The sequence below is a fragment of the Streptomyces sp. NPDC037389 genome, from assembly GCF_040636475.1.
GTDB classification, from domain to species: domain Bacteria; phylum Actinomycetota; class Actinomycetes; order Streptomycetales; family Streptomycetaceae; genus Streptomyces; species Streptomyces hesseae.
In genome coordinates, this window is sequence record NZ_JBEZUS010000010.1 from 225,328 (window position 1) to 245,238 (window position 19,911).

At 72.1% G+C, this 19,911-nt stretch carries 15 protein-coding genes and 1 pseudogene; 13 read left to right on the plus strand and 3 right to left on the minus strand.

All coding sequences use genetic code 11. The annotated features are described in order from the left end of the window. Positions 1-1,752 (minus strand): ABC transporter substrate-binding protein, encoded by a 1,752-nt coding sequence (locus AB0E98_RS23335; RefSeq protein ID WP_361705698.1) that lies wholly within the window; start codon positions 1,750-1,752, stop codon positions 1-3. Between the two features lie 131 nt (positions 1,753-1,883). Between AB0E98_RS23335 and AB0E98_RS23340 the strand changes: the two genes are divergently transcribed. From AB0E98_RS23340 to AB0E98_RS23375, 8 genes are all read left to right on the plus strand, one after another. Then, positions 1,884-3,254 (plus strand): aminopeptidase P family protein, encoded by a 1,371-nt coding sequence (locus AB0E98_RS23340; RefSeq protein WP_361705700.1) that lies wholly within the window; start codon positions 1,884-1,886, stop codon positions 3,252-3,254. An 84-nt stretch (positions 3,255-3,338) separates the two neighbouring features. Then, on the plus strand, positions 3,339-4,487 hold the full coding sequence (locus tag AB0E98_RS23345; RefSeq protein ID WP_361705703.1) for an FAD-binding oxidoreductase: 1,149 nt from the start codon (positions 3,339-3,341) through the stop codon (positions 4,485-4,487). A 140-nt stretch (positions 4,488-4,627) separates the two neighbouring features. Continuing rightward, the gene (locus AB0E98_RS23350) at positions 4,628-4,942 is read left to right on the plus strand and encodes a (2Fe-2S)-binding protein (protein WP_361705705.1); all 315 of its coding nucleotides are present in this window, start codon (positions 4,628-4,630) and stop codon (positions 4,940-4,942) included. Further along, positions 4,923-6,476 carry an NAD(P)/FAD-dependent oxidoreductase gene (locus AB0E98_RS23355; protein ID WP_361705707.1) on the plus strand — a complete coding sequence of 518 codons (1,554 nt, stop codon included), beginning with the start codon at positions 4,923-4,925 and terminating at the stop codon, positions 6,474-6,476. The genes AB0E98_RS23350 and AB0E98_RS23355 overlap by 20 nt, the downstream gene beginning before the upstream one ends. After that, entirely contained in the window at positions 6,473-7,381 is a 909-nt protein-coding gene (locus AB0E98_RS23360; RefSeq protein WP_361705709.1) for a dihydrodipicolinate synthase family protein, read from the plus strand. Before AB0E98_RS23355 ends, AB0E98_RS23360 begins: the two co-directional genes overlap by 4 nt. 32 nt (positions 7,382-7,413) lie before the next feature. Then, positions 7,414-8,418, plus strand: coding sequence for a proline racemase family protein (locus tag AB0E98_RS23365; protein WP_361705711.1), 1,005 nt, complete (start codon positions 7,414-7,416; stop codon positions 8,416-8,418). Next, a complete protein-coding gene (locus tag AB0E98_RS23370) occupies positions 8,415-9,791 on the plus strand; it encodes an aldehyde dehydrogenase family protein (RefSeq protein WP_361705714.1) in 1,377 nt (458 codons plus the stop codon). The genes AB0E98_RS23365 and AB0E98_RS23370 overlap by 4 nt, the downstream gene beginning before the upstream one ends. Positions 9,792-9,874: 83 nt before the next feature. After that, positions 9,875-10,552, plus strand: coding sequence for a GntR family transcriptional regulator (locus AB0E98_RS23375; protein ID WP_361705717.1), 678 nt, complete (start codon positions 9,875-9,877; stop codon positions 10,550-10,552). A 15-nt stretch (positions 10,553-10,567) separates the two neighbouring features. On the opposite strand, the gene AB0E98_RS23380 is transcribed toward AB0E98_RS23375, so the two are convergent. Then, positions 10,568-11,905: an FtsW/RodA/SpoVE family cell cycle protein gene (locus tag AB0E98_RS23380; protein WP_361705981.1), complete on the minus strand. Its 1,338-nt coding sequence runs from the start codon at positions 11,903-11,905 to the stop codon at positions 10,568-10,570. Positions 11,906-12,198: 293 nt separating this feature from the next. Between AB0E98_RS23380 and AB0E98_RS23385 the strand changes: the two genes are divergently transcribed. The 4 genes and pseudogenes from AB0E98_RS23385 to AB0E98_RS23400 all read left to right on the plus strand — a co-directional run bounded on the left by AB0E98_RS23385 (position 12,199) and on the right by AB0E98_RS23400 (position 17,378). After that, positions 12,199-12,708, plus strand: coding sequence for an O-acetyl-ADP-ribose deacetylase (locus AB0E98_RS23385; protein ID WP_361705719.1), 510 nt, complete (start codon positions 12,199-12,201; stop codon positions 12,706-12,708). A 626-nt stretch (positions 12,709-13,334) separates the two neighbouring features. Then, positions 13,335-14,747, plus strand: coding sequence for a DEAD/DEAH box helicase (locus AB0E98_RS23390; RefSeq protein WP_361705722.1), 1,413 nt, complete (start codon positions 13,335-13,337; stop codon positions 14,745-14,747). 36 nt (positions 14,748-14,783) lie between these two features. Then, a pseudogene (locus AB0E98_RS23395) lies at positions 14,784-14,884 on the plus strand (alkylphosphonate utilization protein); the annotation flags it as partial. A gap of 763 nt (positions 14,885-15,647) precedes the next feature. Continuing rightward, positions 15,648-17,378 carry a mycolysin gene (locus AB0E98_RS23400; protein WP_361705724.1) on the plus strand — a complete coding sequence of 577 codons (1,731 nt, stop codon included), beginning with the start codon at positions 15,648-15,650 and terminating at the stop codon, positions 17,376-17,378. 101 nt (positions 17,379-17,479) lie between these two features. On the opposite strand, the gene AB0E98_RS23405 is transcribed toward AB0E98_RS23400, so the two are convergent. Continuing rightward, on the minus strand, positions 17,480-18,505 hold the full coding sequence (locus AB0E98_RS23405) for a zinc-dependent alcohol dehydrogenase family protein (RefSeq protein ID WP_361705727.1): 1,026 nt from the start codon (positions 18,503-18,505) through the stop codon (positions 17,480-17,482). Positions 18,506-18,601: 96 nt separating this feature from the next. Between AB0E98_RS23405 and AB0E98_RS23410 the strand changes: the two genes are divergently transcribed. Then, positions 18,602-19,540, plus strand: a complete 939-nt coding sequence (locus AB0E98_RS23410) for an AraC family transcriptional regulator (RefSeq protein ID WP_361705729.1) — start codon at positions 18,602-18,604, stop codon at positions 19,538-19,540. The last annotated feature ends 371 nt before the right edge of the window (positions 19,541-19,911 follow it).

The window sequence follows — 19,911 nt, forward strand, 5'->3', positions numbered from 1 at the left end:
TCAGCTCCGGCTCTTGGCGGGGTCCTTGAGGCCGACCGACGCGTAGTCGAGCTGGCCGCCGAAGGAGGTCTGCCCGTAGGCGCCCGCGATGTTGCCGCCGACGACCAGCGGCCACCGGCGGATCAGCACCGGCACGGCCGGGGCCTTGGCGAGGATGTCGCCGTCCAGCCGTTGCCAGGCGGTGGCCGCCTGCCCGGTGTCCGTCATGGCGGCTATCTCGTCCATCCGCTTCATGGTCGCGTCGTCACGGAAGAGCGAGTGATTGCCGGAGTTGCCCTTCTCCTTGATGTAGCGGCCATCGAAGACGAAGGGCAGGAAGGTGGAGCCGGACGGGTAGTCGGGGCACCAGCCCGTGTACACCATGTCGGTGCGGTTCTCGGTGTCGCCGATGGTGGCGTAGAACGCGGAGGGGTCGACCGTCTCGATGGTGACCTTGATGCCGGCCCGGGCCAGGGACTGCTGGATCGCCTCGGCCCGGCCCTTGTCGCCGGACGAGACGGTGATCCTGGTGGTGAAGCCGTCCGGCTTGCCGGCCTCCTTCAGCAGCTGCCGTGCCTTCGCCGGGTCGCCCGCGGCGGGTATCCCCGGCGTGTCCGGCTGCTTGCCGCCGAAGAGCGCGGCGGGCATGTACGCGGTCGACAGGTCGCTGAAGGCGGGGCCGCCGGACGCGGTCCGGACCGCGTCGCGGTCGAGGGCGTACTGCACCGCCTGACGTACCTTCACATGGTCGAAGGGCGGTCGGCCGGTGTGCATCTGGACCATGTCGGTGCAGCTGGTGGACTCGGCCACGAGCCGCTTGCGCACCGCCGCGTCGGGCAGCACCTTGACCGCGCTCTCCGGCCGCAGCGCGTACCAGGGCACGGCGGAGGCGTCCGCGCCCCGGTCGGCGATCATCCGGTCGTCGATCTGGTTCGCCTTGAGGCCCATCACCACGACCAGCCGGTCCGGATAGGCCTTGCGCACCTCGTCCGTCCTCGCGTCCCAGTGCTCGTTGCGGACCAGGACCAGTTTCTTGCCCCGCGCATACGAATCGATCTTGTAGGGCCCGGAGGAGAACGGACGGCTGTCGTACTGCGGGCCCTTGTCCCGGGCCTGCGGCACGGGGGCGAAGGCCGGCATCACGGTGGCGTCTGGGAACTCGGCGAAGGGCTTGCGCAGTTCGAAGACGATGGTGTGGTCGTCGGGCGTTCTGACCGAGTCGAGGTGCCTGCCCCGGGCGGGGCCCTGGTAGCCCTCGGCGCCGGCGAGATAGCGGGCGGCGTAGTCGGAGCCGCCGGGCAGGTCGGGGGAGAAGGACCGCTCGACGTTGTACTTGACGTCCTGTGCGGTGACCGGCGACCCGTCCTCGTACATCACCCCCCGCTTGAGGTGGAACGTCCAGGTGCGGGCGCCGTCGGAGGGGGTGCCGAGGTCGGTGGCGAGGTCGGGCACGAGGCGGCCGCCCTGCCCTCCGGGGGCCGCCTGATAGGTCACCAGGGTGCGGTAGAGCAGCCGCGTCCCGAAGTCCATGTCGCTCATGACCCAGTTGCGGGCGGGATCGAGGTGGGTGAAGTCCTGGTTGGAGAGGACGGTGAGGGTGCCGCCCCGTTGCGGCGTGCCGCCGATCACGGTGCCTTCGCCGGCGACGGCGGGATGCCCGGTGCCGTCCCCGCCTCCTCCTCTCGCGTGCCTTCCGCCGGAACAGCCGGAGGCGCCGAGTGCGAGGGCGGCCGCCAGGGAGGCGGCGAGAGCGGTACGGGTGCGCTTGTTCATCAGTGGTCACTCCGTGAACAGTCGAACAGCCGAACTGCTGGCTGAAATGTGACCCGTAACATAGTAATGTGAAATTGCACTGACAAGGTGTCAGCCGCTCCGTTACCCACCTGTGCCCGAGGAGGAGTCCCATGAACGAACCGGCGCCCACCGCGCTGCGGACGGTAAGTCACGACCTGCCCGTATCAGTGGAGTTCGAGCGCTTCATGGCCGGCGACTGGGCGGCCACCCCGCTGCCCGCCGGCATCCGGCTGCCCGTCGCGGACCTCGCCGCAGCCCGCCGGGCACGCCTGTCCGCCCGCTTCCCCGGCGAGCGGCTGATCGTCCCCGCGGGGGAGCTGAAGGTCCGCTCCAACGACTGCGACCACCGCTTCCGGCCGCACAGCGCGTACGTCTGGCTCACCGGCCTGACGGGCGAGGAACAGGCGGGCCACGTACTGGTCATGGAGCCCGACGGGCCGCACGGCCACGAAGCTGTCCTCCATGTGCGGCCCCGTTCGCCGCGCACCGGCGAGGAGTTCTACCGGGACCGCCGCTACGGCGAGTTCTGGGTCGGCCGGCGCCCCGACCTCGCCGAGGCCGAGCGCATGACCGGCATCCGCTGCGCCTCCCTCGGCGCCCCCGACCGGCTGCCGCCGGGCCGCGACGCGGCCACCGACCCCGAACTCGCCGCCGTCCTCAGCGAGCTGCGCCTGGTCAAGGACGCCTGGGAGGTCGAGCAGCTCCAACTGGCCGTGGACCACACCACCGCCGGATTCGAGGACGTCGTCCGGGCACTGCCGCGCGCCCTGGCCCACCCGCGCGGCGAGCGCTGGATCGAGGGCGTCTTCGGCCTGCGCGCCCGGGCCGAGGGCAACGGCACCGGCTACGAGACCATCGCCGCCTCCGGCGCCCACGCCTGCGTCCTGCACTGGATACGCAACGACGGCCCCCTGAATCCCCGTGAACTGCTCCTGCTGGACGCCGGCGTGGAGACGGACACCCTCTACACCGCCGACATCACCCGCACCCTGCCGCTCTCCGGCCGCTTCTCGCCCGTCCAGCGCCAGGTGTACGAGCTGGTCCTCGCCGCCCAGGACGCGGGCATCGCCGCCCTCAAACCGGGCGCGAGCTTCCGCGACTTCCACCGGGCCGCCATGCGGGTCATCGCGGAAGGCCTCGCCGAGTGGGGCGTACTGGCCGGCGCCGAGGGCGACTTCCACCGCCGCTACACCCTCTGCAGCAGCGGCCACATGCTCGGCCTGGACGTCCACGACTGCGCCCAGGCCCGGGCCGACGCCTATCTCGACGGCGTCCTGGAGGAGGGGCAGGTGCTCACCGTCGAACCCGGGCTCTACCTCCAGCCCGACGACGAGACGCTGCCGCCCGGACTGCGCGGCATCGGGGTGCGGGTCGAGGACGATCTGGTGATCACGGCCGAGGGGGCGCGGCTGATGTCGGGGGCGCTGCCGCGCACGCCGGACGGAATCGAGGAGTGGATGGGGGAGTTGACCCAGGGCTGATCCCGGGAAGGCATGGGTGAGGCCTTGGCGGAAATGCCCGGGCAAGGCCTTGGCACCGGCAGTGCAATGTGAAATATTACTGCCGTGTTCATGAGCGACTCCCCGGACGTCATCGTCGTCGGAGCGGGCGTGGTCGGCGCGGCCTGTGCCTTCTACGCCGCCCGCCACGGCCTCTCCGTCACCGTGCTCGACCGTGGTCCCGTCGCGGGCGGGACCACGGGGGCGGGCGAGGGCAATCTGCTGGTCTCCGACAAGGAGCCCGGCCCCGAACTCGAACTCGCCCTGTTATCCGCCAAGTTGTGGCACGACCTGTCGCAACAGCTTCCGGAACGTGTCGAGTACGAGCCCAAGGGCGGCCTGGTCGTCGCCTCCGCCGACGCCGGCATGAAGGCGCTGCGGGACTTCGCCGCGGCGCAGACGACGGCGGGCGTCACCGCCCACGAGATACCCGCGGACCGCCTGGCCGACCTGGAGCCGCACCTGGCCCCGGGCCTCGCCGGCGGTTTCCACTACCCCCAGGACGCCCAGGTCCAGCCCGCCCTCGCCGCCGCCCACCTGCTGCGCGCCTCGGGCGCCCGGGTGCGTACCGGCGAGGAGGTCACCGCGATCCTCACCGGCCCGGACGGCGGGGTGTGCGGCGTCCGCACCCCGGCCGGCACCGTGCGCGCCCCGCTCGTCGTGAACGCGGCCGGTGCGTGGGGCGGCGAACTCGCCCGCCTCGCCGGCACCCACCTGCCCGTCCTGCCCCGCCGCGGTTTCGTGCTCGTCACCGAACCGCTGCCGCGTCTGGTGCGGCACAAGGTGTACGCGGCGGACTACGTCGCCGACGTCGCCAGCGACTCGGCGGCCCTCCAGACCTCGGCAGTCGTCGAGGGCACCCCGGCGGGCCCGGTCCTCATCGGCGCCAGCCGCGAACGGGTCGGCTTCGACCGCACCCTGTCCGTCGAGGCGCTCCGTTTCCTCGCCGCCCGGGCCACCGCCCTGTTCCCGGTCCTGGCCGGGGTGCGGGCGATGCGGACGTACGCGGGATTCCGCCCGTACCTGCCCGACCACCTGCCCGCCATCGGGGCCGACCCGCACGTACCCGGGCTGCTGCACGCCTGCGGCCACGAAGGCGCCGGCATCGGCCTCGCCCCGGCCACCGGCCTGATCATCGCCCGGCTCCTCACGGGCGCCGAACCCCCGCTCGACGCCGGGCCGTTCGAGCCCGGTCGTTTCGCTCCCGCCGCGTGACGCTCGTCGCTCGGCCCTCGTCGCCCGCCGTCTGTTGCCCGCCGTCCGTCGCCCCCTGCCTGTTGTCCGTCGTCCGTCGCCCGCCACCCGTCCATCCAGGGTTCCGTCCCCGTGCTCGTCCCCCCGAGAGGAGGCCCGCAGTGGCCCGTACCCCCGCCGACCTCGTCGGGGCGGACCCCGGCCCGCCGTTCGCCATCACCTTCGACGGTCGCGCCGTCCCCGCCCTGTCCGGCCAGACCATCGCCGCCGCGCTCTGGGCGGCGGGCATCCTCGCCTGGCGCACCACCCGCGACGGCGGGCGCCCGCGCGGCGCGTTCTGCGGCATCGGGCAGTGCTACGACTGCCTCGCCACCGTCAACGACCGCCCCAACCGCCGCGCCTGCCTCGTGCCCGCCCGCCCCGGCGACCGCGTCACCACCCAGGAGGGACACGGCCGTGCCGATCTCGCCGTCTGAGCCGGCCTCGCCCGCCTCGCCGTCCGGGCGGTCCGCGTCGTCCAAGGCGTACGACCTCGCCGTCATCGGCGCCGGGCCCGCCGGCCTCGCCGGAGCCGTCGCCGCCGACGAAGCGGGACTGTCCGTCGCCCTGCTGGACTCCGCCGCGCACACCGGCGGCCAGTACTTCCGCCACCCCGACCCCGCCCTCGGCGCGACCCGGCCGCAGGCCCTGCACCACGACTGGCCCGCCTTCGCCCGGCTCCGCGGCCGCCTCGCCGCCGGCGGCGTCACCCACCTCGCCGGACACCACGTGTGGACCGTCACCCGCGAGGCCGAAAACCGCTGGACCGTGCACGCCCTCACCGGCGCCGACGGCGAGGCCGACGAACCGGTGACCGTACGGGCCCGCGCCGTCCTGCTCGCCACCGGCGCCTACGAACGGCAACTCCCCTTCCCCGGCTGGACCCTGCCCGGCGTCGTGGGCGCGGGTGGAGCCCAGGCCATGCTGAAGTCCGGGCTCGTCCTGCCCGGCGGACGCGTCGTCGTCGCCGGCAGCGGGCCGCTGCTGCTCGCCGTCGCCTCCTCGCTCGCCGCCGCCGGGGCGGACGTCCCCGCCGTCGTCGAGGCCTCCGGCTACGCCGGCTACGCCCGCCACCCCCGCGCCCTCGCCACCAACCCCCACAAGCTCCTCGAAGCGGCCACCCATGGCACGGCGCTGCTCCGCCACCGCGTCCCCGTGCACACCCGCAGCGCCGTCACCCAGGTGCACGGCACCGACCGTGTGGAGGCCGTCACCATCGCCCGCGTCGACCGCCACTGGCGGCCGCTGCCCGGCACCGGCCGCCGCGTCGCCTGCGACGCGCTGGCCGTCGGCCACGGGCTCGTCCCCCGGATCGAACTGGCCACCACCCTCGGCTGTGCCACCCGCCGCACCCCCGACGGCACCGCCGCGCTCGTCCTGGACGGCTTTCAGCGCACCTCCGTCCCCGGCCTGTGGGCCGCGGGCGAACCGGGCGGCGCAGGCGGCTGGGAACTGGCCCGCACCGAGGGCGAGCTGGCCGGTCTCGCCGTCGCCGCCCGCCTCGGCGGCCGCCCGTTCCTCACCGGCGGCACCCGGCCGCGGCGGCTGCGCCGCGACAGGGCCCGGCTGCGCGCCTTCGCCGAGGCCATGGCCGCCGCCCACGCCCCCGGCCGGGGCTGGACGCGGTGGCTCACCGACGACACCGACGTCTGCCGCTGCGAGGAGGTCACCGCCGGCCGCGTCCGCGAGGCGGTGTGCGACCTCGGCGCCCACGATGCCCGCACCGTCAAGCTCCTCACCCGCGCCGGCATGGGCTGGTGCCAGGGGCGGATGTGCGGGGCGGCCGTCGCCTGCCTGGCGGCGGACGGCACGGCGGACGGTGGCACGGCGGAGGGGACCGTGCCGCCGTCCGCCGAGCGCAGGCCACTGGCCGTACCCGTACCACTCGGGGCCCTCGGCTCCCTGCCTGCCGACGGCCCCATCGACATACCCGCCGATCAGCCGGACACAGAAAGGCCCACCGCACCATGACCGTCAACTCCTGGACCCCCACCCACCCCTGGCGCGGCATCATGGTCGCCACCGCGCTGCCGCTGCGCGAGGACCTGTCCGTCGACCACGACGCCTACGCCGAGCACGTGCGCTGGCTCCTCGACAACGGCTGCGACGGCGTCGTGCCCAACGGCTCCCTCGGCGAGTACCAGACCCTCACCCCCGACGAGCGCGCCCGTGTCGTCCGCACCGCCGTCGAGGCGGCCGGCGACGGCGCCCGTGTGATGCCCGGCGTCGCCGCCTACGGCGGCGCCGAGGCCCGCCGCTGGGCCGACCAGGCCGCCGAGGCGGGTTGCGGGTCCGTCCTGCTGCTGCCCCCGAACGCCTACCGGGCCGACGAGGACGCCGTACGCGCCCACTACGCCGAGGTCGCCCGGGCCGGCATACCCGTCGTCGCCTACAACAACCCCATCGACACCAAGGTCGACCTCACCCCCGCCCTGCTCGCCCGGCTGCACGCCGAGGGCCGCGTCGTGGCCGTCAAGGAGTTCTCCGGCGACGTCCGGCGCGCCTACGAGCTCGCCGAGCTCGCCCCCGGGCTCGACCTGCTCATCGGCGCCGACGACGTCCTCCTCGAACTCGCCGTCGCCGGGGCCGTCGGCTGGGTCGCCGGCTACCCCAACGCCCTCCCCGCCGCCTGCGCCGAGCTCTACCGCGCCGCCGTCGCCGGGGACCTGACCACGGCCCTGCCGCTGTACCGGGCCCTGCACCCGCTGCTGCGCTGGGACTCCAGGACCGAGTTCGTCCAGGCGATCAAGCTGTCCATGGACATCGCCGGACGCCACGGCGGCCCCACCCGCCACCCCCGCCTGCCGCTGACCGGCGCGGCCGAGGCGGCGGTGCGCGCCGCCACCGAGAAGGCCCTCGCCGACGGACACCGCTGACCCCTGAGACCCCCACCGCAGAAAGGACGCCCGTGCGCACCCGTCACGTCTTCCACGCCGTCGACTCGCACACCGAGGGCATGCCCACCCGCGTCATCACCGGCGGCGTCGGGGTGATCCCCGGTGCCACCATGGCCGAACGCCGGCTCCACTTCATCGAGTACCTGGACCACCTCCGGACGCTCCTGATGACCGAGCCGCGCGGCCACGCCTCCATGAGCGGCGCGATCCTCCAGCCCCCCACCCACCCCGACGCCGACTACGGCGTCCTGTTCATCGAGGTGTCCGGCGTGCTGCCCATGTGCGGGCACGGCACCATCGGCGTCGCCACCGTCCTCGTCGAGACCGGCATGGTGCCCGTCACCGAGCCCGTCACCACCGTGCGCCTCGACGCCCCGGCCGGCCTCGTCACCGTCGACGTGCGGGTCGAGGACGGCGCCGCGCGGTCCGCCACGATCACCAACGTGCCCGCCTTCTGCCTGGGCCTCGACCGCAAGGTGGACGTGCCCGGATACGGCACGGTGACGTACGACCTCGCCTTCGGCGGCAACTTCTACGCCTTCGTCGAACTGGACGCGCTGGGCCTGCCCTTCGACCGGTCCCGCAAGGACGACCTGCTCGCCGCCGGACTCGCCGTCATGGCCGCCGTCAACGCCTCGCCGGACCGGCCCGTCCACCCCGAGGACCCCGGCATCAGCGGCCTCAAACACGTCTACCTCGCCGCGCCCGGCGCAGGCGCCCACCACTCGCGGCACGCGATGGCCATCCACCCGGGGTGGTTCGACCGTTCCCCCTGCGGCACCGGAACCTCCGCCCGGATGGCGCAGCTGCACGCCCGGGGGCTGCTGCCGCTCGGCCGCGACTTCGTCAACGAGTCCTTCATCGGCACCCGCTTCACCGGCCGTCTGGTGGGGGAGACCGAAGTCGGCGGGGTGCCCGCGGTCGTCCCCACCATCACCGGCCGGGCCTGGATCACCGGCACGGCCCAGTACTTCCTCGACCCGGACGACCCCTTCCCCGGAGGCTTCCTGCTGTGACTGCCGCCCCCGCCCCGCTGACCTTCGTCTCCCGCAACCCGGCCGACCCCTCCGACGTCGTCGCCGAGTTCCCGGCGTCCGGAGCGCCCGGCGTCATGGCGGCCGTCGAACGGGCGCGCGCCGCCCAGCCGGAATGGCTGCTCGGCGGCGCGGCCGCCCGTGCGTCGGCGCTTACCGCCGTCGCCGTCGCCGTCGAGGCCGCCGCCGGGGAACTGACCGCGCTCGCCGTACGGGAGGTGGGCAAGCCGGTCGCCGAGGCACGGGCCGAGGTCGCCCGTACCGTCGCGATCTGGCGGTACTACGCCCAGGCCCCCTACGAGCCCACGGGAGCGGTCCACGAGACGGCCGCCGGCCCCGGGCTGCTGCTCACCCGCCGCCGCCCGCACGGCGTCGCCGGTCTGGTCACCCCCTGGAACTTCCCCCTCGCCATTCCGTCCTGGAAGGCCGCCCCGGCGCTGGCCACGGGCAACGCCGTCGTCCTCAAGCCCGCCCCCGAGGCCACGGCGTGCGCCCGGCGTCTGGCCGGCATCGTCCAGGAGGCACTGCCGGAGGGGGTGTTCACCCTCGTCCCCGGCGGTGCCGAGGAGGGCGAGGCCCTCGTCGCCACCGCCGACGCCGTCTCCTTCACCGGCTCCACGGCCGTCGGCACCGCGGTCGTCCGCGCGGCCACCGCCCGCGGTGTCCCCGTCCAGGCCGAGATGGGCGGCCTCAACGCGGCCCTCGTCCTGCCCGACGCCGACATCGGACGGGCCGCCGGCCACATCGCCGCCGCGATCGCCGGGTACGCGGGCCAGAAGTGCACCGCCACCAGCAGGGTGATCGCCGTCGGTGCCGCCCGGGAGCCGCTGCGCGAGGCCCTGGCCGAGGCGCTGCGCGCGCTGCCGGTGGGCGATCCGGCGGACCCGGCCACGGTGTGCGGGCCGCTCGTCTCCGGGCCGTCGCGCGACCGTTTCGAGCGGGCCCGGGAGGGCCTCCACGCGGTCGCCGAGGGGAGCGCTCCCGAGGGCCCGGGCTGGTACGTGGCCCCCACCCTCGCCGAGAAGGTGCCGGAGGGTCACCGGCTGCTGAGCGAGGAGGTCTTCGGCCCGATCGCCGTCCTCCTGCCGGCGGACGACGTGGCGGAGGCGGTAAGGATCGCCAACTCCGTCCCCCACGGGCTGGTCACCTCGGTCCATACCGGGGACCTCGCCGTGACGCTCGACGCCCTGGACCGCCTGGACACGGGCATGATCCGCGTCAACACCCCCTCCACCGGAGTCGACTTCCACCTGCCCTTCGGCGGCGCGAAGGCATCCGGTCACGGCCCACGCGAACAGGGCCGCGCGGCCCTGGAGTTCTACACGTCGAGCCGGACGTACACCCTGACGCCCTGACACCCCGGTCCGGATTCCGTAACGCAATGTGACATTGTACGCTGGATGGTCCGGACCGCAGGGTGAAAAGGAGTCGGGACACCATGGGACACCTGAAGCAGCGCAACCTCATCACCGCCACCGAGCGGCTGCGCGACCAGGTGGCCCACGCCCTGCGGGCCGCGCTGATCTCCGGCGAACTCCGCCCCGGCCAGGTCTACTCGGCGCCGGGGCTCGCGGAGGACTTCGGCGTCTCGGCCACGCCCGTGCGGGAGGCCATGCTCGACCTGGCCCGGGAGGGCCTCGTCGAGCCGGTCCGCAACAAGGGCTTCCGGGTGACCGAGGTCAACGAGCGGGACCTGGACCAGTACACCGAGATCCGCACGCTGATCGAGGTCCCCACGGTCGGCCGGATCACGCGCACCGCCGCCCGCGAGGACCTTGAGGCGCTCCGCCCGGTCGCCGAGGAGATCGTGCGCGCCGCGCGCGACCACGACCTCATCGGCTATCTGGAGGCCGACCGGCAGTTCCACCTCGCGCTGCTGACCCTGTCCGGCAACGAACGCCTCGTCGAGACCGTCGGCGACCTCCGCAAGCGCTCGCGCCTGTACGGCCTGGACGCCCTGGACGAGCGCGGCGAGCTGATCCACTCGGCCGAGGAGCACCTGGAGCTCCTCGACGTGATGCTGGCCGGGGACGCCGAGGGCGCGGAGGCGTGCATGACGCGCCACCTCGGGCACGTCCGTTCCCTGTGGGCGAAGGACGGCGGCGAGGAGGCCTGATCCGGGCCAGTGCCGTTAGTGCCGGATCAGCTGGGTGGCCTGATCGTCCACCCCGGCCGCCGGTCCGGGGTCGGGCCTGCGCGCGGAATCGCTGATCCTGAGCAGCAGCGCGATGAGTATCCACGTGGCCACCTGCGAGGAACCACCGGAGGCGAGGAAGGGCAGCGCCTTGCCGGTCAGCGGAATGAGGCCCATGACGCCGCCGGAGACCACGAACACCTGAAGGGCCAGCGCCCCCGACAGCCCCGTGGCCAGCAGCTTCCCGAACGGGTCACGGGCATCGAGCGCGGTCCGCAGACCCCGCTCGATCAGCAGCGCGAACAGCAGGAACAGGGCCATCGTGCCGACGAGCCCGAGCTCCTCGCCGACCGTGGTGAGGATGAAGTCGCTGCGCCCGGCGAACTTGATCAGGTCGGAGTGCCCCCGCCCCAGGCCGGTGCCCAGGACGCCGCCGCTGCCGAAGCTGAACAGGGCCTGCGCGGCCTGGTCCGAGACGATCCCGGGCGGCCGGGGCACCTTGTAGTAGTCCATCGGGTGGAGCCAGGCGGCGACACGGCCGTGCACATGCGGCTCGAAGGACGCCACCACGACCGCTCCGACGACGAACATCAGCAGCCCCGTCAGCACCCAGCTGGTGCGTTCGGTGGCCACATAGAGCATGATCACGAAGAGCCCGAAGAAGATGAGCGACGTGCCGAGGTCCCGCTCGAAGATCAGGACCAGCAGGCTCAGCACCCACACCCCGGCGATCGGCCCGAACTGCCGCCCGCGCGGCAACTGGAACCCCATCACTCGCCGGCCTGCCAGCGCCAGCGCGTCCTTGTGCACGGTCAGGTACCCCGCGAAGAACACCGCGATGGCGATCTTGACGAACTCGCCCGGCTGGAACGACAGCGCGCCCAGCTTGATCCACCGCTTGGCGCCGTAGGCGTCCGCACCGAAGAACGCCGGGGCCATCAGCAGCACCAGCGCCGCGAACACCATGATGTAGGTGTACCGCTGGAGCAGCCGGTGGTCCTTCAGCAGCGCCACGACGCCCAGACAGACGGCGAGACCGACGCCGCTCCACAGCAGCTGGTTCCGCTCGAACGGCTCGGAGTGCCAGCGCAGGGCGTACGAGATGTCCAGCCGGTGGATCAGCACCAGCCCCAGCCCGCTCAGCCCGATCGCGATCGGCAGGATCAGCGGGTCCGCGTACGGCGCGAACACCCGCACCACGGCGTGCGCGACCGCGGCCGCCGCCGACAGGCCCAGGGCGTACCACGGCAGCGCCTCCGGCACGTGGCCGCCGGTGGCCAGTCCCACGGAGGCGTACCCGAGCACGGTGAGCAGCACCGCGAAACCCAGCATCATCAGCTCGGCCCCGCGCCCCCGCCCCGCCCCCGCCCGGGGTGCCGCCGGTGCCGCCCTTCCTCCCACGCCCATGTATCCCTCGTTTTCCCGCGTGGCGTACGCGATGAAGTCGACGAAGCCCGTGCCTCGTGGCCCTGTGCGTGGCGGTGCGACCGCACACAACAGAAGGAGGCACGGGCCCGCTGACAGGTTGCCCGGTTTCCGCTCCCCGAACGGGCGGATCTCGGCGATCTACCGGGAAAACCGCAGGCGAGAGTACCCCTTACCGGTGGATTGTGGCTGAATACGGTGCCATGACGACCATCACCTGTGTCCAAGGCGACATCACCGGGCAGCACGTCGACGCCATCGTCAACGCCGCGAACTCCTCCCTCCTGGGAGGCGGCGGCGTCGACGGCGCCATCCACCGAGCGGGCGGCCCCGACATCCTCGCCGCCTGCCGGGCCCTGCGCGCCGCCCACTACGGCAAGGGCCTCCCCACGGGCCACGCGGTGGCCACCCCGGCGGGCCGGCTGCCCGCGCGATGGGTCATCCACACGGTGGGGCCGGTGTGGCGGAATGATCCAGCCGACTCGGCTCTGCTGGCCTCCTGCTACAGCGAATCACTGCGGGTCGCGGATGAGCTGGGCGCGAAGTCGGTCGCCTTCCCGGCCATCTCGACCGGCATCTATCGCTGGCCCATGGAAGACGCGGCCCGCATTGCGGTCGAGACGGTACGCGAGGCGGAGACGTCCGTGGAGGAGGTCCGCTTCGTCCTCTTCGACGAAAGGGCGTACGAAGCCTTCGTGTCGCAGGCGAGCTGATGCACTTCTATCCGGAGCGTTTACTTGATGCCCGAGCCCCCCATATGGCTGCCTGGACGCCGATGCCCGCCAAGGGCGAGGGCGTCCGGGCAGTCTTGCATTCGGCCGTGGCGTGCCGTCGGACAGCGTGGCGTGCGTGAGCGAGAGGCAGAATGTGCAGCTCCTTTGGCAACGGACTGCGGCCCCGAGGACGGGCCGGTTCTGGCCGTCGGGCCCGGACTCGGCACCACCTGGCACAGGTCGTAAAGACCGTCCACGGGCGTTCAGCCGGTCCAGGAGGGGCGCTCAAGGCCACGTCAGGGTCTCAAGTCTCGAAGAGTCCGCGCAGTCGGTGAAAGCCGTGTGAGAGCTCGTGACACGCAGAAGCCCCGCTGCGCTCCGGCGGGGCTTCTTTGCGCAACGGGACCAGGCCCGTCGGGAATGGATCTCAGCCTGTGTCGCGTCACCGACGCAGGCGGAGCGATCAGTACCACGGCGCCGGGTCGAGATATCACTTTGTGTTAATATCAAATGTTTGGCTGGCTGTGACGGCTGGCGACTCCGCCCGTGCGGTTCCCTTTGTTCGTCGGCCCTGCTCGTTCCTGCCGGGCCTTCCTCGGTACGTTTCCCCATGCGGAAGGCTCTTCATGAACCACCCGGACGGCCTCGGCACCTCGCCCGGCGACCTCGCCCGGCCAGTGACCCTTACCCCGACGGTGTCCCCGGCCGCTTTCGCCGGCATGGGACTGCCGGCCGAGGTTCTGCGAACGCTCACCGACCTCGGCGTGCGCGAGCCCTTCCCGATCCAGGCAGCCACGCTGCCCAACGCCCTCGCGGGATGCGACGTCCTGGGGCGCGGGCGCACGGGATCGGGCAAGACGCTGGCCTTCGGCCTGCCGCTGCTCGCACGGACGGCCGGGCGGCGCGCGGAGCCGAAGCAGCCCCTCGCCCTGATCTTGGTGCCCACCCGGGAGCTGGCCCAACAGGTAACCGAGGCGCTCGCGCCGTATGCCGACGCGCTCCGGCTGAGGATGGCCACGGTCGTCGGCGGCATGTCGATCGGCCGGCAGACCGCTGCGCTGCGCGACGGGGCCGAGGTCGTTGTCGCCACGCCTGGCCGCCTGCACGACCTCATCGAGCGCAGGGCCTGCCGCCTGGGACGGGTACGGATCACCGTCCTCGACGAGGCCGATCAGATGTGCGACATGGGCTTCCTGCCGCAAGTCACCGAGGTGCTCGACCAGGTGCACCATGACGGCCAGCGGATGCTGTTCTCGGCCACCCTGGACCGCGACGTCGACCAGCTGGTCCGCCGCTACCTCCACGACCCGGTCGTCCACTCGGTCGACCCGTCCGCGGGCGCGGTCACGACGATGGACCACCATGTGCTGGTCGTCCACGGCCCCGACCGGTACGCCGTCACCACGGAGATCGCCGCCCGCGACGGCCGCGTACTGCTGTTCCTGGACACCAAGCACGCCGTCGACCAGCTCACCCGGCATCTGCGGGCCAGCGGAGTGCACGCCGCGGCCCTGCACAGTGGCAAGTCCCAGCCTCAGCGCACACGGACCCTTGCACAGTTCAAGAACGGCCAGGTCACCGTCCTGGTGGCGACCAATGTCGCGGCCCGTGGTCTGCATGTCGACGACCTCGATCTCGTGGTGAACGTCGACCCGCCCACCGACCCCAAGGACTATCTGCACCGCGCGGGCCGCACTGCCCGGGCCGGTCGGTCCGGCAGCGTCGTCACGCTGGTGCTGTCGGCCCAACGCCGCGAGATGAGCCGGCTGATGGCCGAGGCCGGCATCGAGCCGACGATCACCAAGGTGCGTTCGGGCGAGGCGGAGCTGAGCCGGATCACCGGGGCCAAGGCCCCCTCCGGCATCCCGCTCGATGGCGGGCCTGCCGTGTCCCGGCCCAAGAACACCAACGCCCCCTTCCGCGGCCTGGGCACCAGCAAGAGCGCCTCCCGCGGCACCGGCGGCAAGTCCCGCAAGGCAGGCGAGGCCCGCAAGCTCGCCGAGGCCCGCAAGGCGGCCCGGGTGCGGCGCGGCGACTGAGAGCCACTGCCTTGACAGCCGCAACTTCCTGATCACATGCTCGGGAGCCTCCGGCCCTGTCCAAAGCTCTCCTGCGAGTACACCTACGAGATGAACGCCCTCATGGTGTGCCCGGCCACGAGTGGGTACCCGCCGAGCTTCTGGAAGGAAAGCCCTCGGGTTCGGATGCAGCCGCGGAACCAGAAGTACTTCCTTGTCTGCAAGGCCCGAACGTCGAGCGCGCCGCCATCTTCCGGAGGCCGCCGCGCCACGCGAGTGCTGGGCCAGGCTCGTCAAATGGACGCTTGACGGCCGTCGTAGCTCATATCGGCCGACACGCAAGCGAACGGCCCCAGGTCACCCCGCCCAGATCGTGGCCCGGCTGATGGTGCCGATGCACGTGGCCAGCGGGAGGCTGTTCGTCGACCCCTCAGGCCTGACCGGGCAGTCACTGGACCTGCAGCTCGTTGAGGGCACCCACGGTGCCGTCTACCTGCTACCCGCCCTCCTTGCTCGCTCCGGCCACGTACACCTTCCGGCCGCCGGAGGCTGCCGGATCGGTGACAGAAACTCTGGCGCCTGTCCGGTGCACCAGTACGCCGAGGCGATCCAGCGACCCAGCGATGCGGCGCCGAAGTCGCCGTCTGCCCCGATGGCTCCCTGACCGTGCGCGCCGACCAAGTCCGCGTCTGGCTACCTGGTCCACGTCTTCTTCATCGAGCGAGCAATGACATGTGCAGGCCATAGGTATAAGGTTTCGGCCACTGTCACCTAGGGTGTTGTTCTGGCCAACGATTGACCCGGTGGTTGATCGCTGCAATGCCCGGGGTGCAGTGCCCTACCCCCCTCACAACTCTGCCCGCGTGCACCGGACCCGGTCGTGCCGGACCGGGGTCGTGCGCGCCGCAGAAAGGCATGCCCATGTCCCGAATACGGGTCACGAAACCCGCCACCCTGACCGCGCTGGCAGGCGTAGGCGCCTGTCTGGCAATCGTCGTCGCGCCGTCCGCGTTCGCGGGCACGTCCGCCCCGGTCGGCGGCACCTGCACGATCCGCCCCGCGGCGAAGGACTCCGAGGCGCCGCTCAGCTGTCTCGGCGTCACCGCTTCTCTTGACCGTCTGCCTGCTGTCGGCGAGCAGGCCACCCTCACCGTGGACGTCCAGGCGCAGGCCGACGTCAAGCATGCCGGCCTGTCCGTCCAACTGCCGCCCACGATCCGGATGACCGGCGGGGAATCCGGCCTCGCCGAGCCCACGACGGACACCTTCGGCCAGCGCACCAGCCGGACGCTCGCACTCACCCCCGGCACCCGGACCGTCAAGCTCAAGGTCAAGGCCGTCGCGGCCGGACCCGCCCAGATCCAGGCGGACATCAGCGACATCGACCGTCCCGACCCGCGCCGCGCCGGGCACGACTCGGTGGAACTCACCGTCGGCACATCCAAGGGATCCTCCGGCAAGGGCGTCTCGGTGACCAAGGCGGACGCGGCCCCGGTCCACAGCCCCGGGCCCGGCGCCCGCAAGGCACGCCCGGTCGCCCCCAAGGGCCTTGCCCCTGCTCCTGTCCCTGCCCGCGCCTCGGCTGCCTCGGCCCCGGCCTCCCCGCGCGCCACCGCCGGGGCCGCGTCCAACGCCCAGGTCTGCGTCAGCGGCACCTTCCGCAACCGCTTCCAGTCCGCCGAGGGCGGCAGTTGGAACGGCAAGGCCAACCGGGACGAGCCGGTCAGCAACGTCAACGTCACCCTGTGGGGCAAGCCGACCGCCAACAGCGGTACGCAGAAGCTCGCCTCGGCGATGACCGGCAACGGCGACGGCAAGTTCAACCTCTGCTACACCCCGAGCGCCTCCGTCACCGCCCAGGCGTGGGTGGAGTTCCAGACGCAGGCCGGCCGGATGTGGTCGGTGGTCGACGGCAGCGGCCGTCTCTACGCCACCGCCACGTACTCGCTGAACAACATCTCGGGCAGCATCAGCCTGGGCAACGTGTACGCCAATGACGGACAGAGCCGTGCCTGGCACGCCCTCGACACCCTCAACAAGCTGTGGTGGAACCGTGGTTCCACGACCACCTGCTGGGCAAGCAGACAGCAGGACGGCCACTGCACCCCGATCACCGTCCAGTGGTACCCCGGCTCCACCGACGGCACGTACTGGACCACCAACGACGACAAGATCCACCTTGCGGACAACGACCCCGACGCCGAGCACACCACTGTCCACGAAGCGGGCCACGCGCTCATGGGCAAGCTCTACAACGGCTGGTGGCCGAACGTGAGCAACTGCTCCCCCCACTACGTCAACCGAACCTCCTCCACCAGCTGCGGCTGGACCGAGGGGTTCGCCAACGCGGTGGCGTTCCACACCTTCAACGACACCGCGTACTACTGGGGCAACGGCAGCTCCATGAACCTCGCCAATGACCGCTCCACGAACGGCATCGACCCGGGTGACGCCTGCGAGGCCCGCGTAGCCACCGCGCTGGTCGACCTGTGGTCCCAGGTCGACGGTGGCTGGATGAAGAGCAACACCATGATGTCCCGGACCTGGCAGTCCAGCTTCCGCGAGTACTTCGTCGACGACCGGCCCGATTACGGCCTGGACAGCGGTCCGACGGCCAGGAACATCCTCTACGACCACACCATCCAGTACTGATACCGAGGGCCTGTCCGGTGGGTTCGGTCACTCGCCCCGTCCGAGGCCCCTGGTGCCGGGATGAGATGAGTGATTCCCCCCGAGCAGGGCACCGTCTCAGTTCACACCCGCACCACGATCTTGCCCGTGTGGGCGTTGGACTCCATCAGACGGTGGGCCTCGGTGATCCGCTCCAGGCCGTCGAAGGTCTCAGCGATCACGGGCTCCAGCGCGCCGCTCGTCAGGCCCGAGCCGATGAAGGCGGCGGCGCGTCGGCGGAAGTCCTCCTGGCGGGTGAGGGCACCGTTGGCGTACGCGTGGACGGTGAGCGGCCAGTTCAGCGACAGCTGGACGGGGCGCTGGTCCAGCGTGCCGTAGATCACCGTCGTGCCGCCGGGTGCGAGCGCGTCCCCGAGGGCCGCGAAGCGGGGGCCGCCCACCGCGTCGAAGGCCAGCCGGGCGCCCTGGCCGCCCGTGATCCGCTTGACCTCCTTCACCAGGTCTTCGGAGTCCGTGGTGATCACGTGCTCCGCGCCGAGTTCCAGCAGCCGCTGCCGCTTGGCCTCGCCACGCGTGGTGGCGATCGGGAACGCTCCCATCCTCAGCGCCGTCTGGATCGCGGCCGTACCGACACCGCTGGACGCGCCCGTGATCACTACATGGTCACCCGGTGCCAGCCCGCCCGTCTCCACCAAGCCGCCGTACGCCGTCGAGTACGTCAGCCACATCGCCGCCGAGGTCACCGCGTCAACGCCGTCGGGTGCGCGCACCACCGATTCCTCCGGCAGGACGACCCGTTCGCCGTACACCCCGTGGACGCCGAAGTCGAAGTTGGCCGCGGCCATCACCGCGTCGCCGGGGGCGAACGCGGTCACGCCCTCGCCGACCGCCTCCACCACCCCGGCCGCCTCGTAGCCGAGCCGGGACCCGGGCAGCGTCGGCTGGTAGTAGTACGTGCCCGCACGGAACAGGGCCTCGGCCCGGTTGAGGCCGATGGCCTCGACGCGGAATCCGACCTCGCCGGGGCCGGGCTCCGCCAAGGGCACATCCTCGACCTCCAGGACCTCGGGACCACCGAGCTCATGGAAGAGGACCGCCTTGGTGACTGTCTTGCCGGTGACTGCCGTATGCGCAGGGAGAGTTGTCATGAGGGGAACTGTATCGAGCATGTGCGAGACGATCTATATCTGAAAATCTTCCATTCCTGTCTCATCGTCTTTCAGTTGCTGCGGTACGGTGCGGTCATGGACGTACTGAGCGACGTGATCGCCGCCATCCGCACCGGACGCCCCCACTCGTCGCGCACGGTCAAGCGCGCGCCCTGGGGAGTCCGTTTCCCCGCCTCGGACGGTGCCGGTTTCCACGTGATGCTCCAGGGCTCGGCCTGGCTGCTGCCGCCCGGGGGAGCGGACCCCGTGCGCCTCGGTGCCGGTGACGTCGTCTTCCTGGCCCACGGATACGGTCACGGTCTTGCCGACCGGCCCGAGACGCCGCTGGAGGACGCTCGGCTGGAGCCCGACGGCTCCTGGCCCGTACTCCGCCACCACGGACCCGTCCACGGCGACGACACCCTCATGCTCTGCGGCGCCTACCAGCTGAACAAGGCACGGGCCCATCCCCTCCTCACCGACCTCCCGCCCTTCATCCACCTCCCGGCCCGCGTCGGCGCCCACGACCGGCTGCGCTCCGCCATCGATCTGCTCGGAGCCGAACTGGCCGACCCCCAGCCCGGATCCGACGCCATTGTTCCCGCACTCCTCGACACCCTGTTGCTCTATCTGCTGCGCACTTGGTGGCTGACCGAGCGCCCGGAGGGGCCGACAGGATGGGCGGGCGCCCTGAGCGATCCAGCCGTCACCGCCGCACTGCAAGCCATCCACGGCGACCCGGCACGGCCCTGGACGGTGGAGGAACTCGGTGCCAGGGCCGGACTGTCCCGTGCCGCGTTCGCCCGCCGCTTCACCGCGCTGGTCGGCCAGCCGCCGCTCGCCTATCTGACCTGGTGGCGTATGACGACGGCGGGCCGGCTGCTGCGCAAGACGGACACCCCGCTGCGTACGGTCGCCGAACAGTCCGGATACACCTCGGAGTTCGCCTTCGCCAAGGCCTTCAAACGGGAGTACGGGGTGGCGCCCGGCCAGTACCGCAAGCAGGGCGCCATGAGCACGGCGTGGTCCACCTGAAACCCGGCCCGTGAGACACGCCCGTATTGGCCTTGACCTGAGTCGTTGATGCGCCGGCAGTAGCTGGCGAGGCTGTCGAGGACCGCACGCTCGATGAGCTGGACCCACTCCGGTAGGCGCCTCCTTGCCGCTGACGCGACCTAGTTGAAGCGCGGCTGCGGGCCGTGATCACCACGTTGTCGGAGGCGATGACCGTTGGCCTGCCCCGCGGTGTCACCGGGGCGCTTGCCCGCTTCGTCGCGCAGCCCGTATCGCTTCGCAGACCTGACAGCTGACCGTGGCGCGACTCGTCGCCCGGTGTCGAACGCTGCCCGCAGCCGGGCCGTTTTCCGGAAGTTTCGGCCCTCGCGGCACGACGCGGCCTGCCTCCC

Excerpts from the sequence above, each read along its gene's own strand:
- AB0E98_RS23335 (WP_361705698.1), bottom strand. The coding sequence starts at position 1,752 with ATGAACAAGCGCACCCGTACCGCTCTCGCCGCCTCCCTGGCGGCCGCC.
- AB0E98_RS23340 (WP_361705700.1), top strand. The coding sequence starts at position 1,884 with ATGAACGAACCGGCGCCCACCGCGCTGCGGACGGTAAGTCACGACCTG.
- AB0E98_RS23360 (WP_361705709.1), top strand. The coding sequence starts at position 6,473 with ATGACCGTCAACTCCTGGACCCCCACCCACCCCTGGCGCGGCATCATG.
- AB0E98_RS23375 (WP_361705717.1), top strand. The coding sequence starts at position 9,875 with ATGGGACACCTGAAGCAGCGCAACCTCATCACCGCCACCGAGCGGCTG.
- AB0E98_RS23380 (WP_361705981.1), bottom strand. The coding sequence starts at position 11,905 with ATGATGCTGGGTTTCGCGGTGCTGCTCACCGTGCTCGGGTACGCCTCC.
- AB0E98_RS23385 (WP_361705719.1), top strand. The coding sequence starts at position 12,199 with ATGACGACCATCACCTGTGTCCAAGGCGACATCACCGGGCAGCACGTC.
- AB0E98_RS23390 (WP_361705722.1), top strand. The coding sequence starts at position 13,335 with ATGAACCACCCGGACGGCCTCGGCACCTCGCCCGGCGACCTCGCCCGG.
- AB0E98_RS23400 (WP_361705724.1), top strand. The coding sequence starts at position 15,648 with ATGTCCCGAATACGGGTCACGAAACCCGCCACCCTGACCGCGCTGGCA.
- AB0E98_RS23405 (WP_361705727.1), bottom strand. The coding sequence starts at position 18,505 with ATGACAACTCTCCCTGCGCATACGGCAGTCACCGGCAAGACAGTCACC.
- AB0E98_RS23410 (WP_361705729.1), top strand. The coding sequence starts at position 18,602 with ATGGACGTACTGAGCGACGTGATCGCCGCCATCCGCACCGGACGCCCC.